The sequence below is a fragment of the Anoxybacillus tengchongensis genome, assembly GCF_014201585.1.
Lineage (GTDB): Bacteria > Bacillota > Bacilli > Bacillales > Anoxybacillaceae > Anoxybacillus > Anoxybacillus tengchongensis.
In genome coordinates this window covers 114,124-129,544 of sequence record NZ_JACHES010000006.1, presented here as the reverse complement: position 1 = coordinate 129,544, position 15,421 = coordinate 114,124, and the positions used below count along the sequence as shown (strand labels likewise).

Sequence of the window (15,421 nt, the reverse complement as noted above, 5' to 3'; positions counted from 1 at the left end):
GAAGTGATTGTATGTTTCAAGAAGAAGTAAAAACAATAGGCGGCCTTCGCCTTCATGTCATTCCAACAAAAAAATATAAAACGAATACGCTCGTGTTAAAGATGAAAGCTCCATTATGCGAACAAGATATAACGATGCGTGCGCTTGTTCCGTATGTGCTACAAAATGCTACAGAGCGACATCCTTCCATGAAGGCGTTTCGTACATATTTAGATGAATTATACGGTGCGACGTTACAAGTAGATTTGACGAAAAAAGGAGAGCATCATGTAATTACGATCCGAATGGATGTAGCAAACGAAAAATTTTTAGGCGATACATCTGCACTACTACGCGAAGCGTTGACTCTCTTTAGCGATATGCTGTTTCGTCCGCTTACTGAGCAAGGTGGATTTTCTGTTGCCATCGTTGAGCAAGAAAAACGAGCATTAAAACAAAAAATACAATCGTTGTTTGATGATAAAATGCGATATGCTCAACATCGACTCATTGAAGAGATGTATAAAGGTTCGCCTTATGCGCTCGATGTTCACGGTAAACTGAATGATGTTGATACAATTGATGCTAAACGTTTATATAAACATTACGAGCACATGTTGAAACACGATGAAATGGACTTATACATTGTCGGAGATGTGACGTTAACGGATGTAGAACATGATGTTGCCGAGCGCTTTTCATTAGAAGCTCGTCCTTTGCGTTCAATTGAAACAACAACGTTAACGAAACGAACGAATGTGCAAGAAGTTATAGAAAAACAAGATGTGAAGCAAGGAAAGCTACATCTGGGCTATCGAACAAATACGACATATAACGATGCGGATTACAATGCGTTACAAGTATGGAATGGGATCTTTGGCGGGTTTGCACATTCAAAATTGTTTATGAATGTGCGAGAAAAGGCGAGTTTAGCTTATTATGCAGCTTCGCGTATCGAAAGTCATCAAGGAATGATGATGGTGATGGCCGGCATTGAACCGAGCAATTATGGGCGTTCACTTGAAATTATTCATGCTCAGGCGGAGGCGATGCGCAACGGACAATTTAGCGATGAAGAAATCATTCAAACAAAAGCAGTCATTCGTAATCAACTGTTAGAAACGGTTGATACAGCGCGGGGAATGATTGAGATCTCTTATCATAACGTCATTGCAACACGGCAACGCCCATTAGATGAGTGGTTAGAAGGGATTGAAAAAGTGACGCGTGAAGATATTGTTCGCATCGGAGAAAAGATTGAATTAGATACCATTTATTTTTTAACAGAAAAGGACGGTGAGAAACAATGAAGGTTATTCGCTACGATCAGTTGCAAGAACAATTGTTTTATGAGAGACTAAACAACGGATTAGGTGTTTATATTTTACCAAAAAAGGAATTTAATAAAACATATGCAACGTTTACAACGAAATATGGTTCAGTAGATAACTGTTTTACTCCGTATGGAAAAACGAGTATGAAAAAAGTGCCGGATGGTATCGCTCATTTTTTAGAGCATAAATTGTTTGAAAAAGAAGACGGTGATGTATTTCAAACATTTAGCAAACAAGGAGCATCAGCAAATGCTTTTACGTCTTTTACACGCACAGCCTATTTATTTTCTAGCACGGCAAATGTAGAGGAAAATTTAGAAACTTTACTCGATTTTGTCCAAGAACCATATTTTACAGAGCAAACAGTTGAAAAAGAAAAAGGGATTATCGCCCAAGAAATTCGTATGTATGACGATCATCCAGATTGGCGTTTGTATTTTGGAACAATTGAAAGTATGTATCACAATCATCCTGTAAAAATTGATATTGCAGGAACGGTGGAGTCCATTTCACATATTACAAAAGATTTATTGTATGAATGTTATGAGACGTTTTATCACCCGAGTAATATGTTATTGTTTATCACCGGTCCGGTTGATCCATTGACTACACTCGAACAAATACGGAATAATCAAACAAAAAAAACATTCCGTTCACCGAAAGAGATTGAGCGCTTTCGGTATGAAGAGCCACCACATGTCGCACGCAAGAAACATGTCATTGAAATGAACGTACAGACACCAAAATGTCTTGTTGGCATAAAAGCAAAACATGTATATGCAAAGGGGAAAGAAAAATTAAAACATGAATGTGCGATGGGACTATTGCTTGATTATTTATTTGGAAAAAGTTCACCACACTATGAGTGGTTATATCAACAAGGATTAATTGATGAAACATTTATGGTCGATTATACAGAAGAAAGTGATTTTGGATTTGGTTTAATTGGTGGCGACACATCGCAACCGGATCAATTAGCGGAAGAAATTCAGCGTATTCTCGTACAGTTTTCCGATATTGACGATGAACAAGTAGAGCGGATGAAAAGAAAAAAAATCGGATCATTTCTACGATCGTTGAACTCACTTGAGTATATTGCGAATCAGTTCACTCGTTACGCATTCGATGAAATGAGTTTATTCGATGTCGTAAGGACGTTACAATCATTGACATCGGATGATATAAAAGCAGTTGCCCGCGAATGTTTTATGCATGAACAGTTCGCAGTATGTCAAGTTGTCCCGAAAAGGTGAAGGAAGATGAAATATGCGTTAATTACAGGAGCAAGCGGAGGGATTGGGCAAGCCATTGCCCGACAACTTGCGAAAGATGGATATGGCTTGTATTTGCATTACTATAAAAATGAGCAATCCATCCAATCTTTAATGAAAGAACTATCAACAAAAACATATGCCATCCAATCAGATTTATCCCATCCTTCAGGGGTAGATGTGTTAGTATCTTCCGTCTTCCATCCGCTTGACGTCATCGTCCATAACAGTGGGATGAGTGCTTATGGCTTGGTGACGGATATGGATGACGAACAAGTAGAGCGAATGGTGCAATTGCATGTAACAAGTCCATTTTTACTGACAAAACGATTGTTGCCTTCTATGATTCAACAACGTCACGGGCAAATTGTTGTTATTTCATCGATCTGGGGACTCACAGGGGCGTCATGCGAAGTATTGTATTCGATGGTGAAGGGGGCACAAAATACGTTTGTTAAGGCGTTAGCGAAAGAAGTTGCGCCGAGTGGTATACGAGTAAACGCTATTGCTCCAGGAGCCATTGATACACCGATGCTTCATGAGTTTACTGAAGAAGAGTTAGAAGCGTTAACGAATGAAATTCCAATTGGGAGAATCGGAAAACCAGAAGATGTAGCAAAAGCGGTGTCATTTTTAATCTCTGACTATGCATCGTATATTACGGGTCAAATTTTATCCGTCAATGGTGGTTGGTATTGTTAAGCAAGCATAATTTTTTATTTCATGAGGCAAACTGTTCTTGAAACGAATTTCAAGGAGGTTTGCATATGTCTGTTCTTGATAATTTTGAGCAATGGAAAAGCTTTTTAGCTGATCGTCTTCATCAAGCAGAAGCTCAAGGAATGAGCCAACAAGTTATTTCAGATATCGCTTATCAGATTGGAGATTATTTAGCGAAACAAGTCGACCCGAAAAATCCGGAAGAGCGTGTACTTGCTGATTTATGGCATGTGGCGAATGAGCAAGAGCAACATGCGATTGCGAACATGATGATCAAGCTTGTGCAAAATAAATAAGCGATATAAACAAGCTGGTGATATTCGCCAGCTTGTTTTACTATGTTTATCTGTTCACAAAAAACAGTTGTCTGTCCTTTTCATTCTCGCATTCAGATGGTAAAATAAACATACATGCGTGTTTCGACAAAGTGTTGCTTCAATGATCGTATCGTGTAACGTAAAGGGGAGAAGGGGTATATGGAGAAAAAAGAATGGTATTTAGAATATGAAATACATATGAATCGTCCGGGATTGTTAGGGGATATTGCATCGCTTCTTGGCATGTTGTCCATTAACATCGTCACGATTAACGGAGTGGATCATTCACGTAGAGGCATGCTTTTGCTATGTAAAAGTCATGAACAAATTGAACGACTACAATCGATTTTAGCAACGATGGAAGATATCACGGTAACAAAGTTGCGTGAACCAAAGCTCCGAGACCGTCTTGCTGTTCGGCATGGGCGCTACATTCAGCGCGATGCTGATGATAAAAAAACGTTCCGTTTTGTTCGAGATGAATTAGGTTTGCTCGTCGATTTTATGGCGGAGTTATTTAAACAAGAAGGCCACAAGTTAATTGGCATTCGCGGTATGCCGCGTGTTGGAAAAACGGAATCCATTGTAGCTGCGAGCGTATGCGCGAATAAACGTTGGTTATTTGTTTCTTCTACGTTAATTAAGCAAACGATTCGCAGTCAGCTTATTGAAGATGAGTATAGCGAAAATAATGTCTTTATTATTGATGGAATTGTATCAACACGTCGTTCAAACGAGCGGCATTGGCAGCTTATTCGTGAGTTGATGCGATTACCAGCAACAAAAGTAATTGAACATCCTGATATTTTTGTAAGGCATACGGAATATAAATTGGATGATTTTGATTATATTATCGAATTGCGTCATGATGCAGATGAGGAAATTACGTATGATCTCGTTGACCAATCCTCTTTCTTTGGTAACGACGGTTTTTCAAATATCGATTTTTAAAGATGGAAGGTGTTTCCGTTGACAGAGTTAGGGAAGCTGTTAAAAGAAGCGAGAGAACAGCGCAATATGAGTTTAGATGATTTACAAGAAATCACTAAAATTCAAAAGCGATATTTAATTGCAATTGAACAAGGAAATTATGTAATTATGCCAGGGAGGTTCTATGTTCGAGCATTTATTCGTCAATATGCGGAGGCGGTCGGTCTTAATCCGGATGAGCTGTTTGAACAATATGCAAATGAAATTCCGAATGCTCAACAAGAAGAACTTCCAGGCGAGTTGTCTCGTGTTAAATCGCGACAACTATCAGAACAAGGTGAAAAAGTACTTGATGTCCTTCCGAAAATTTTAATCGGTATGCTAGCTGTCGGCGTAGCAGTTGTTCTTTGGTTTTTCTTTCAAAACAGAACGGTGAACGAACAGCCTCAAGAACAAGTGATTGATGAAAAGACAGAATTCGAGCAGTCTGAGCAAGCAACCGAGCAACAACCTGAAAAGCAAAATGAACAAAAACTAGAAAAGGAAAAAGAACAACAAGAACAATCATCGAAAGCAATGGTCGAAGTAGTGGAAACGAATGGTCGAAAATCGACGCTTGAAGTGATAGGGGAACAGTTGATCATTGACATTGTAACAAAGGGCGATGCTTGGATTGAAGTAAAAAACGGGAAGGGAAAAGCATTTGCACGCAAAATGATGTACGCAAATCAAGCTGAAACGTTCGATTTGACGAACGAAACAGAGGTGTTGTTAGTTATCGGACAAACATTAAATACAGAAGTGAAAATAAATGGACAAGCACTTCAATACCCTGTGAATCCAAGCGATCACGTACGCCAAGATATTACAATTATTTATAAAAAACAGTAATGTTGTATGACGTGTTGGAGGTTAGTACTGTGAATATACCGAATCAAATTACGATTGCACGAATGCTACTCATTCCTTTTTTCCTTATTTTTTTGTTGGCACCAATTGATTTAGGGATGATTCAAATTGGGCGAGAACAATTGCCTATGACACATGCGATTGCTGCGCTTATTTTCATTATTGCATCGACAACTGACTGGGTGGACGGATATTACGCACGAAAATATGGGTTAGTAACAAATTTAGGGAAATTCCTTGATCCGCTTGCAGATAAATTACTTGTGTCTGCTGCGCTCATTGCGCTCGTTCAATTGAATTTGGCGCCAGCGTGGATGGTCATTGTTATCATTAGTCGTGAATTTGCAGTAACGGGATTGCGACTCGTGTTAGCAGGAGAAGGTGAAGTTGTAGCAGCCAATATGCTTGGAAAAATTAAAACATGGACGCAAATTATAGCAATTGCTGCCCTTCTTTTGCATAATATTCCTTTCTCCTTGTTGTCGTTTCCGTTTGCGAATATTTCCTTATGGATTGCACTCATTTTCACGATTTGGTCAGGATGGGACTATTTCGCAAAAAATAAACATGCATTTCGTCATTCAAAGTAAATAATTCGTCATTCAAAGTAAATAAAAAGGGGATGGGAGAAAGATGAAGGCAGAAATCATTGCGGTCGGCTCGGAGCTTTTACTTGGTCAAATTACAAATACAAACGCCCAATTTTTATCGCAACAATTAGCTGAAATAGGGATAGATGTATATTACCATACGGTTGTTGGGGATAATCCTCAAAGACTTACACATGCGATTGAAATAGCTAAGCAACGCTCGAATTTGATTATTTTTACAGGAGGACTTGGACCAACAAAGGACGATTTAACAAAAGAAACGATTGCGAAGATGTTGAATAAATCACTTGTCTTAGATGAAGAAGCATGGCGTTCCATTTGTGATTATTTTTCGAAAACAAATCGCCCGATGTCTCCTAACAACCGAAAACAGGCGCTTGTGTTGGAAGGAAGTTGTGTGCTAAAAAATGAACATGGGATGGCTCCTGGCATGGCGCTTACTGTTGACCATATCACATACATGCTTCTCCCAGGGCCGCCGAAAGAAATGAAACCGATGTTCATAAAATATGGACGTCCTTTTTTATTGCAAAAACTTCATGTTCGCGAAAAAATCGTATCGCTCGTTTTGCGCTTTTTTCATATCGGTGAATCACAACTAGAAGCAGAAATAGAAGATTTGATTGATGCGCAAACAAATCCAACGATCGCTCCACTTGCGTCTGATGGTGAAGTGACTCTCCGCTTAACAGCGAAGCATGAACGCGAAGAAGAAGCGAAGCGAATGATTAACGAGGTAGAGCAAAAAATTTTAGCACGCGTGCGTCCTTATTTTTACGGTTACAACGATGAAACGTTGTTTAGTAAACTGTTAGCCACATTAAAAACAAAGAATAAGACGCTTGCTGTTGCTGAGAGTTTAACGGGAGGATTGTTTTTAGAGGCAATGACTGCACTTCCGACAGCTTCTTCAGTTATAGCGGGAGGAGTTGTATGTTATACAAATGAAATAAAGGAAAATGTACTTCATGTGCCGAAAGAAATATTACAAACAGAGGGAGCAGTAAGCGAACGGTGCGCCCAATTGTTGGCAGAAAACGTTCGAAAGCTTTGCCGAAGCGATATTGGAATTAGCTTCACAGGTGTCGCAGGACCAAGTGAATTGGAAGGAAAACGAGTAGGGACGGTTTGGATTGGAATATCGACTGAGCAAGGAACGAAAACATTTCCACTGACATTATCTGGTGATCGTCAAGCCATTCGGATGCGTGCAGCGAAATACGGTTGTTATTATTTACTACAACTGCTACATTGATTTACGAACATTTATTCGTTTTTTTCTTGGCAAATAAACATAAAACATGTATAGTAATAAGTAGCAGTGACTGCTTTATTTCTCACAAGCAAAAGGAGGAGTTTCTTTGAACGATCGTCAAGCAGCTTTAGAACAAGCGTTAAAGCAAATTGAGAAACAGTTTGGAAAAGGTTCCATTATGAAGCTAGGGGAGCAAACAGATCGACAAATTTCGACTGTATCGAGTGGCTCTCTTGCACTTGATATTGCGCTCGGGGTAGGAGGATATCCGCGTGGACGTATTATTGAAATTTATGGTCCGGAATCCTCAGGGAAAACAACAGTTGCTCTTCACGCCATTGCTGAAGTACAAAAGCAAGGTGGTCAAGCAGCGTTTATTGACGCAGAACATGCCCTAGATCCTGTTTATGCTGAGAAGTTAGGTGTGAATATTGATGAATTGTTGCTTTCACAACCGGATACAGGAGAGCAAGCATTAGAAATTGCGGAAGCGCTTGTACGCAGTGGAGCAGTTGACATTATTGTTATTGACTCCGTTGCTGCCCTTGTTCCAAAAGCGGAAATTGAAGGAGAAATGGGCGATGCTCACGTTGGATTACAGGCACGACTCATGTCTCAAGCGTTACGAAAACTATCTGGTGCGATTAACAAATCTAAAACAATTGCTATTTTTATTAACCAAATAAGGGAGAAAGTAGGGGTTATGTTTGGAAACCCAGAGACAACTCCTGGCGGTCGTGCATTGAAGTTTTATGCGTCTGTTCGTTTAGAAGTGCGTCGTGCTGAACAAATCAAGCAAGGTAACGACATGGTTGGAAATAAAACGAAAATTAAAGTCGTGAAAAACAAAGTAGCGCCACCATTTAAAACAGCAGACGTAGATATTATGTATGGGGAAGGAATTTCAAAGGAAGGCGAAATCATTGATATGGGTGCTGAGCTCGACATTATTCAAAAAAGCGGTGCTTGGTATTCATACAAAGATGAACGATTAGGACAAGGGCGCGAAAATGCCAAACAATTTTTAAAAGAAAACCCACACATCATGGAAGAAATTGCGCGTGAGATTCGTCAACATTATGGCATTACAACAGGTGTATCAACAACACCTGTGCGTGAAGATGACTTGGACTTTTTAGAGTAAAAAGAGGCACGTTGTGTCTCTTTTTGTTTTATTTTGTAATTTGAACCATATGAAACGCTTTCCCACAATGACAAGCCTTGACAATATGAAAGGTCACCTTTAAAATGTACATGTATATTTGACAATTTTGAAGTGTATGTTGAATGATTGCAATGTACATGCCGACATTGATGAAGTAACGAATTTATAGCAAGAGGAGGTGAGGACAATGGGTGAAACGATCATCTCCGCTTTGCTTGCCCTAGTCGTCGGTGCAGTTGTTGGCTTTTTTGTTCGTAAATCCATTGCCGAGGCAAAAATTGGTGGTGCACAAGCAGCTGCCAAGCAAATGATCGAAGAAGCGAAACGAGAAGCAGACGCATTGAAAAAAGAGGCTCTCCTTGAAGCAAAGGATGAAATTCACAAACTTCGCGTGGAAGCAGAACGAGAAATTCGCGAACGAAGAAGTGAATTACAAAAACAGGAAAATCGTTTGTTACAAAAGGAAGAGAATCTCGATCGAAAGGACGAATCTTTAAACAAACGAGAGGCGTTGCTTGAGAAAAAAGAGAATTCTCTCAATGAAAGACAACAGCATATTGAAGAGATGGAAAGCAAAGTGGAAGAACTCGTTCGAAAAGAACAAGCAGAACTTGAGCGCATTTCTAACTTGACGCGTGAGGAAGCACGGCAAATCATTTTAGAGCGTGTAGAGAAAGAACTTTCTCATGAAATCGCGCTCATGGTCAAAGAAGCAGAGACGAAAGTGAAAGAAGAAGCTGATAAAAAAGCAAAAGAAATTTTATCGCTTGCTATTCAACGCTGTGCTGCTGATCATGTAGCAGAAACGACTGTATCTGTTGTGAACTTGCCAAATGACGAAATGAAAGGTCGTATCATTGGTCGCGAAGGGCGTAACATTCGGACGCTAGAAACGCTAACGGGAATCGATTTAATTATCGATGATACACCAGAAGCGGTAATTTTATCCGGATTTGACCCAATTCGTCGCGAAACGGCTAGACTTGCTTTAGATAAGCTTGTTCAAGACGGGCGTATTCATCCGGCGCGAATTGAAGAAATGGTCGAAAAAGCGAGAAGAGAAGTGGATGAGCATATTCGTGAAGTTGGAGAGCAAACAACGTTCGAAGTTGGTGTTCACGGATTGCACCCAGATTTAATTAAAATTTTAGGGCGATTGAAGTTCCGTACAAGCTATGGACAAAATGTCCTTAAACATTCGATGGAAGTCGCATACTTAGCTGGCTTAATGGCAGCTGAGTTAGGAGAAGATGAGATGCTTGCAAGACGAGCAGGTCTTCTTCATGACATCGGAAAAGCTGTTGACCACGAAGTAGAAGGAAGCCATGTTGAAATTGGTGTAGAGTTAGCAACTAAATATAAAGAGCATCCGGTTGTCATTAACAGTATCGCTTCCCATCATGGTGATACGGAGCCAACGTCTATTATTGCTGTTCTTGTCGCTGCTGCAGACGCGTTATCAGCCGCTCGACCAGGTGCTCGTAGCGAAACATTAGAAAACTATATTCGTCGCCTTGAAAAGCTTGAAGAGATTGCTGAGTCATATGAAGGGGTTGAAAAATCATATGCTATTCAAGCAGGGCGCGAAATTCGTATTATGGTCAAGCCAGACCTAATTGATGACTTGGAAGCGCATCGTTTAGCACGTGATATTCGCAAGCGTATTGAAGAAGAGCTTGATTACCCAGGTCATATTAAAGTTACTGTCATTCGTGAAACGCGGGCTGTGGAATATGCAAAATAAAAGCTACTCCTCATATGGGGTAGCTTTTTCGTATTGATAAACGCTTTATTTTGTGCGAAACTGAAAAATAGAAATCATGAGTATAGAAAGGGTAATACGATGAAAATATTATTTATCGGTGATGTTGTTGGACAGCCGGGGAGAAAAATGGTTGATGAATACGTCCCGAAACTAAAGGCAAAATATAAGCCACATGTGATTGTTGTTAACGGCGAAAATGCTGCTGGTGGGAAAGGGATGACCGAAAAAATATATCGCCGTTTTTTAGAGATGGGAGTACATGTGGTGACGCTTGGAAATCATTCGTGGGATAATCGTGAAATTTTCGAATTTATTGATCAAGCGAAAGTACTTGTCCGTCCGGCAAATTTTCCAGCAGGTACACCTGGAAAAGGGATCGTGTTTATTCAAGTAGAGGGATATGAAGTCGCAGTAATCAATTTGCAAGGAAGAACATTTTTGCCAGCGATTGATTGCCCATTTAAAAAAGCGGACGAATTGGTAGAAATGGCGCTCGCGCGAACTCCTTTCATTCTTGTTGATTTTCATGCGGAAGCAACGAGTGAGAAACAAGCAATGGGATGGTATTTAGATGGGCGAGTAAGCGCTGTTGTTGGCACGCATACACACGTTCAAACGGCTGACTCACGCATTTTGCCAAACGGAACAGGTTATATTACCGATGTCGGTATGACGGGTCCTTATGATGGGGTTTTAGGAGTAGATCGTGAGGCGGTATTACGCAAATTTTTAACGGGTTTACCGGTTCGGTTTGAAGTCACAACAGGTCGCGCGCAGTTGAATGCTGTGCTCATTGAGGTAGATGAAAAAAGCGGAAAAACGAAATCGATTCAACGGATTATGATCAATGACGACCATCCGTATTTTGACTAGTTCCTCTTTTAAGATTTTTCAGAAAAAATACATATAGTAGCAGGAATACAAGCAAACAGGGTCGAATATATAATGAACAGTACAACTTTTTTTACAAGCAATTGTTAGAAATGAGGAGGAGCTAGAAATGGAAATATTAAAAGTTTCAGCAAAGTCTAATCCTAATTCCGTAGCTGGTGCACTTGCAGGCGTGTTGAGAGAACGCGGTGCAGCTGAAATTCAAGCAATTGGCGCAGGTGCATTAAATCAAGCCGTTAAGGCAGTAGCGATCGCGCGAGGATTTGTAGCACCGAGCGGAGTTGATCTTATTTGTATTCCTGCATTTACGGACATTGAAATTGATGGGGAAGAGCGGACAGCAATCAAGCTTATTGTGGAGCCGCGTTAATACAAATAAACCTGTTTGCTACACAAGCAAACAGGTTATTTTTGTGGAGGGATGATTGTGCGTATATTTGATGCCCATTGTGATGTGTTATATCAAATATTTTGTGATCAAGATTTATCATTTGAAAGTAGCTCATCATTGCATGTAACATATGATGGACTAAAGCAGGCTGGTGTAACTGTACAAGGATTTGCGATTTATATCCCAAAACATGTAAGACCTGAGTCACGTTTTTTTGTAGCGTTAGAGATGATTGATTATTTTTATGAGAAGATTGTGTCACAGCCACATATGAAAGTTGTTCGCTCAAAAAAAGAAATTGATCAATTACAGCCGAATGAAATTGGAGCTATGCTCACATTAGAAGGATGTGAAGCCATTGGTGAAAGTTTAACGCAACTGCGTACACTTCTTCGACTAGGTGTTCGTTCTGTTGGTTTAACGTGGAATGATGCGAATATGGTAGCGGATGGGGCGCTCGAGCAACGAGGGGGAGGTTTAACACAATTTGGTAAAGAAGTTGTTCATTTATTGAACGAACAACAATGCTGGACAGATGTGTCACATTTAAGTGAACGAGCATTTTGGGATGTCATTGAATTAGCCCATTATCCGATTGCTTCGCATTCAAATGCGTATACGCTTTGCCCGCATCCTCGCAATTTGCGCGATGATCAAATTCAAGCTCTCATTAAGAAAAACGGAGTCATCGGTGTGACGTTTGTTCCACAATTTTTACGTCATGACACGCAAACAACGACCGTAACAGATGTATTGCGCCATATCGACCATATTTGTTCATTAGGTGGGGAAAATCATATTGGTTTTGGGTCTGATTTTGATGGCATTTTTGACACAGTTGATCAATTAGCAAATGTTTCCCATTACACCCATTTCATTAATGAGTTGCTAAAACATTTTAAAGAAGAACAAGTGAAAAAATTTTTGTTTTGCAATTTTTATGAGCGAATTCCTCAATAAAAAATCGGAAGAAAAATTCACATTTTTGTAACAAATATGTTGCAATTTTTTTGCAATAGGGCTAGAATGAAAGCGTTTAGTATATGAAATTTTTCAAAAAATTTATTAAGCGAAATGGTAGAGCTTTTTTTGGAAAAGTGCTACACTTATAATCGTACAATGTTACGTCACAATTGATGGAACTTTAAAGGGGTGTAAGACATGATTAGTCAACTTTCATGGAAAGTTGGAGGACAACAAGGGGAAGGTATTGAAAGTACGGGAGAGATATTCTCCATTGCGCTCAACCGACTAGGCTACTATTTATACGGTTATCGCCACTTTTCATCTCGAATTAAAGGTGGTCACACGAACAATAAAATTCGTGTTAGCACAACACAAGTTCGTTCGATTGCCGATGATCTTGATATATTAGTAGCTTTTGACCAAGAGACAATTGATTTTAACTTTCACGAGTTGCGTCAAGGTGGGATCGTCATTGCAGACGCGAAGTTTAATCCTACAATTCCCGATGAGTCAAAAGCTACGTTGTATGCGGTTCCATTTACAGATATCGCAACAGAATTAGGAACAGCGTTAATGAAAAACATGGTTGCAGTCGGAGCTTCTAGCGCAGTACTCGGTCTCGATATTAGCGTATATGAAGGGGTCGTTCAGGAGATTTTCGGTCGCAAAGGTGAACAAGTCGTTGCTAAAAACATGGAAGCGATCAGAGCGGGCGCTCAGTTTATGCGTGAACAACTTGGTGACAACATTCAATTAATGCAACTTGATAAGGCAGATGGAAAAAAGAGAATGTTTATGATTGGAAACGATGCAATTGCGCTTGGCGCACTTGCTGGTGGCGCTCGTTTTATGGCGGCTTACCCAATTACGCCAGCATCTGAAATTATGGAATACTTAATTAAAAAGCTTCCACAGTTCGGTGGCACAGTCATTCAAACAGAAGATGAAATCGCAGCTTGTACAATGGCTATTGGCGCAAACTATGCGGGTGTACGCACGTTGACAGCTTCCGCTGGACCTGGTCTTTCGCTTATGATGGAAGCGATCGGATTAGCTGGAATTACAGAAACACCAATTGTCATTGTTGATACGCAGCGCGGTGGTCCAAGCACAGGTCTTCCGACAAAACAAGAACAGTCAGATTTAATGGCAATGATTTACGGTACGCACGGGGAAATTCCGAAAGTTGTCATGGCGCCGAGTACTGTGCAAGAAGCGTTTTACGATATGGTTGAAGCGTTTAATATTGCAGAAGAGTATCAATGTCCAGTCATCGTTTTAACAGACTTGCAACTTTCGCTAGGTAAGCAAACTGTTGAACCGCTAGAATACGACAAAATTGAAATTCGTCGTGGCAAGCTCGTAACAGGGGAGCTTCCTGAAATTCCAGACAAAGGTTGTTTTAAACGATATGAAGTGACAGAAGACGGCGTGTCACCGCGTGTATTGCCTGGAATGAAAAATGGCATTCATCACGTCACAGGCGTGGAGCACGATGAAACGGGTCGTCCTTCTGAAGTAGCAGCGAATCGTATTTCGCAAATGGATAAGCGTTTACGCAAACTAAAACATATTCAATTCCCGACACCAGTTCATAAACATGTGAAGCATGAAGAAGCGGATTTATTAATCGTTGGGTTTAACTCCACGCGTGGAGCGATTGAAGAAGCGATGGAACGTTTAGAGCGAGATGGTATCAAAGTAAACCATGCACACGTTCGTCTCATTCATCCGTTCCCAACTGAAGACATGTTGCCGCTCGTGCAATCAGCGAAAAAAGTTGTTGTTGTTGAAAATAATGCAACAGGACAACTTGCCAACATTTTAAAAATGAACGTTGGACATGCTGAGAAAGTATTTAACGTGTTGAAATATGATGGCAACCCGTTCTTACCGCACGAAGTTTATACAAAATGCAAGGAGTTGTTTTAAACATGGCGACATTTAAAGATTTCCGAAATAACATTAAACCGAACTGGTGTCCAGGTTGTGGTGACTTTTCCGTGCAAGCAGCCATTCAACGCGCAGCTGCCAACGTTGGACTTGAACCACATGAGCTTGTTGTTGTATCTGGAATTGGTTGTTCCGGGCGTATTTCTGGTTACATTAATTCATACGGTTTTCACGGTGTTCACGGTCGGGCACTCCCAATTGCTCAAGGGGTGAAAATGGCCAATCGCGACTTGACTGTCATTGCTGCTGGTGGTGACGGTGATGGATTTGCGATCGGAATGGGACATACGATTCATGCGATTCGTCGTAATATCGACATTACGTACATCGTCATGGACAACCAAATTTATGGTTTAACAAAAGGTCAAACATCACCGCGTAGTGAAGTGGGCTTTAAAACGAAAAGTACGCCACAAGGTTCAGTTGAACCAGCATTGTCGATTATGGAAATGGCGTTAACTGCAGGAGCAACGTTTGTCGCTCAAAGCTTTTCTAGCGACTTAAAAGAATTGACGCAATTAATTGAAGAAGGAATGAAGCATAAAGGGTTCTCGCTCATTAACGTATTTAGCCCTTGCGTCACGTACAATAAAGTGAACACATACGATTGGTTTAAAGACAATTTAACGAGTTTGAGTTCTATTGAAGGGTATGATCCATCTAATCGCGAAATGGCGATGCAAACGTTAATGAAACATAAAGGACTCGTTACAGGGCTTATTTATCAAAATAAAGAGCGTAAATCATATCAAGACCTTGTGCCAGGTTACAGCGAAAAACCGCTGACAGAAGCGGATTTAACAATTAGTAAAGAAAAATTCGATCAACTTGTGGGAGAATTTATGTAAGAAAGAAAAGAGGGTGGTGAAAGCCATCCTCTTTTTTATGGAAAAACATTGTTTAAAAGTCCGGAAAATAATATACTATGTTAGTGTGCACGTGCGAATAAAAGAAAGGAGAAATA

Annotated in this window: 15 protein-coding genes; all 15 read left to right on the top strand. The window is 40.2% G+C overall.

Annotated elements, in window-relative coordinates:
* Positions 1 to 11 precede the first annotated feature (11 nt).
* The 15 genes from yfmF to HNQ82_RS08385 all read left to right on the top strand — a co-directional run bounded on the left by yfmF (position 12) and on the right by HNQ82_RS08385 (position 15,305).
* Positions 12 to 1,289 (top strand): EF-P 5-aminopentanol modification-associated protein YfmF, encoded by a 1,278-nt coding sequence (gene yfmF / locus HNQ82_RS08455; RefSeq protein WP_183248809.1) that lies wholly within the window; start codon positions 12 to 14, stop codon positions 1,287 to 1,289.
* Positions 1,286 to 2,566, top strand: coding sequence for an EF-P 5-aminopentanol modification-associated protein YfmH (gene yfmH, locus HNQ82_RS08450; protein ID WP_183248808.1), 1,281 nt, complete (start codon positions 1,286 to 1,288; stop codon positions 2,564 to 2,566). The genes yfmF and yfmH overlap by 4 nt, the downstream gene beginning before the upstream one ends.
* A gap of 6 nt (positions 2,567 to 2,572) precedes the next feature.
* Positions 2,573 to 3,286: an elongation factor P 5-aminopentanone reductase gene (ymfI, locus tag HNQ82_RS08445; RefSeq protein WP_183248806.1), complete on the top strand. Its 714-nt coding sequence runs from the start codon at positions 2,573 to 2,575 to the stop codon at positions 3,284 to 3,286.
* Between the two features lie 65 nt (positions 3,287 to 3,351).
* Positions 3,352 to 3,600, top strand: coding sequence for a DUF3243 domain-containing protein (locus HNQ82_RS08440; RefSeq protein WP_032099569.1), 249 nt, complete (start codon positions 3,352 to 3,354; stop codon positions 3,598 to 3,600).
* A gap of 180 nt (positions 3,601 to 3,780) precedes the next feature.
* Entirely contained in the window at positions 3,781 to 4,572 is a 792-nt protein-coding gene (locus HNQ82_RS08435) for a DUF3388 domain-containing protein (RefSeq protein ID WP_032099568.1), read from the top strand.
* A gap of 9 nt (positions 4,573 to 4,581) precedes the next feature.
* Positions 4,582 to 5,442 carry a RodZ domain-containing protein gene (locus tag HNQ82_RS08430; RefSeq protein WP_183248804.1) on the top strand — a complete coding sequence of 287 codons (861 nt, stop codon included), beginning with the start codon at positions 4,582 to 4,584 and terminating at the stop codon, positions 5,440 to 5,442.
* Between the two features lie 29 nt (positions 5,443 to 5,471).
* Positions 5,472 to 6,050, top strand: coding sequence for a CDP-diacylglycerol--glycerol-3-phosphate 3-phosphatidyltransferase (pgsA, locus tag HNQ82_RS08425; protein WP_183248802.1), 579 nt, complete (start codon positions 5,472 to 5,474; stop codon positions 6,048 to 6,050).
* A gap of 43 nt (positions 6,051 to 6,093) precedes the next feature.
* Complete coding sequence (locus tag HNQ82_RS08420; RefSeq protein ID WP_183248800.1) at positions 6,094 to 7,326, top strand: competence/damage-inducible protein A; 1,233 nt, start codon at positions 6,094 to 6,096, stop codon at positions 7,324 to 7,326.
* A gap of 106 nt (positions 7,327 to 7,432) precedes the next feature.
* Complete coding sequence (recA, locus tag HNQ82_RS08415) at positions 7,433 to 8,470, top strand: recombinase RecA (protein ID WP_183243615.1); 1,038 nt, start codon at positions 7,433 to 7,435, stop codon at positions 8,468 to 8,470.
* A gap of 208 nt (positions 8,471 to 8,678) precedes the next feature.
* Entirely contained in the window at positions 8,679 to 10,235 is a 1,557-nt protein-coding gene (gene rny / locus HNQ82_RS08410) for a ribonuclease Y (RefSeq protein ID WP_055441357.1), read from the top strand.
* A gap of 99 nt (positions 10,236 to 10,334) precedes the next feature.
* Entirely contained in the window at positions 10,335 to 11,129 is a 795-nt protein-coding gene (locus HNQ82_RS08405) for a TIGR00282 family metallophosphoesterase (protein WP_032099562.1), read from the top strand.
* A gap of 127 nt (positions 11,130 to 11,256) precedes the next feature.
* Positions 11,257 to 11,517 (top strand): stage V sporulation protein SpoVS, encoded by a 261-nt coding sequence (gene spoVS, locus HNQ82_RS08400; RefSeq protein ID WP_032099561.1) that lies wholly within the window; start codon positions 11,257 to 11,259, stop codon positions 11,515 to 11,517.
* Positions 11,518 to 11,568: 51 nt separating this feature from the next.
* Positions 11,569 to 12,498: a dipeptidase gene (locus HNQ82_RS08395; protein ID WP_183248798.1), complete on the top strand. Its 930-nt coding sequence runs from the start codon at positions 11,569 to 11,571 to the stop codon at positions 12,496 to 12,498.
* 201 nt (positions 12,499 to 12,699) lie between these two features.
* Positions 12,700 to 14,436 (top strand): 2-oxoacid:acceptor oxidoreductase subunit alpha, encoded by a 1,737-nt coding sequence (locus HNQ82_RS08390; RefSeq protein ID WP_183248796.1) that lies wholly within the window; start codon positions 12,700 to 12,702, stop codon positions 14,434 to 14,436.
* A gap of 2 nt (positions 14,437 to 14,438) precedes the next feature.
* Positions 14,439 to 15,305 (top strand): 2-oxoacid:ferredoxin oxidoreductase subunit beta, encoded by an 867-nt coding sequence (locus tag HNQ82_RS08385; RefSeq protein WP_183248794.1) that lies wholly within the window; start codon positions 14,439 to 14,441, stop codon positions 15,303 to 15,305.
* Positions 15,306 to 15,421: the final 116 nt, after the last annotated feature.

Coding starts and splice junctions, on each gene's coding strand:
- yfmF (WP_183248809.1), top strand. CDS start 12: ATGTTTCAAGAAGAAGTAAAAACAATAGGCGGCCTTCGCCTTCATGTC.
- yfmH (WP_183248808.1), top strand. CDS start 1,286: ATGAAGGTTATTCGCTACGATCAGTTGCAAGAACAATTGTTTTATGAG.
- ymfI (WP_183248806.1), top strand. CDS start 2,573: ATGAAATATGCGTTAATTACAGGAGCAAGCGGAGGGATTGGGCAAGCC.
- HNQ82_RS08440 (WP_032099569.1), top strand. CDS start 3,352: ATGTCTGTTCTTGATAATTTTGAGCAATGGAAAAGCTTTTTAGCTGAT.
- HNQ82_RS08435 (WP_032099568.1), top strand. CDS start 3,781: ATGGAGAAAAAAGAATGGTATTTAGAATATGAAATACATATGAATCGT.
- HNQ82_RS08420 (WP_183248800.1), top strand. CDS start 6,094: ATGAAGGCAGAAATCATTGCGGTCGGCTCGGAGCTTTTACTTGGTCAA.
- rny (WP_055441357.1), top strand. CDS start 8,679: ATGGGTGAAACGATCATCTCCGCTTTGCTTGCCCTAGTCGTCGGTGCA.
- HNQ82_RS08405 (WP_032099562.1), top strand. CDS start 10,335: ATGAAAATATTATTTATCGGTGATGTTGTTGGACAGCCGGGGAGAAAA.
- spoVS (WP_032099561.1), top strand. CDS start 11,257: ATGGAAATATTAAAAGTTTCAGCAAAGTCTAATCCTAATTCCGTAGCT.
- HNQ82_RS08395 (WP_183248798.1), top strand. CDS start 11,569: ATGATTGTGCGTATATTTGATGCCCATTGTGATGTGTTATATCAAATA.
- HNQ82_RS08390 (WP_183248796.1), top strand. CDS start 12,700: ATGATTAGTCAACTTTCATGGAAAGTTGGAGGACAACAAGGGGAAGGT.
- HNQ82_RS08385 (WP_183248794.1), top strand. CDS start 14,439: ATGGCGACATTTAAAGATTTCCGAAATAACATTAAACCGAACTGGTGT.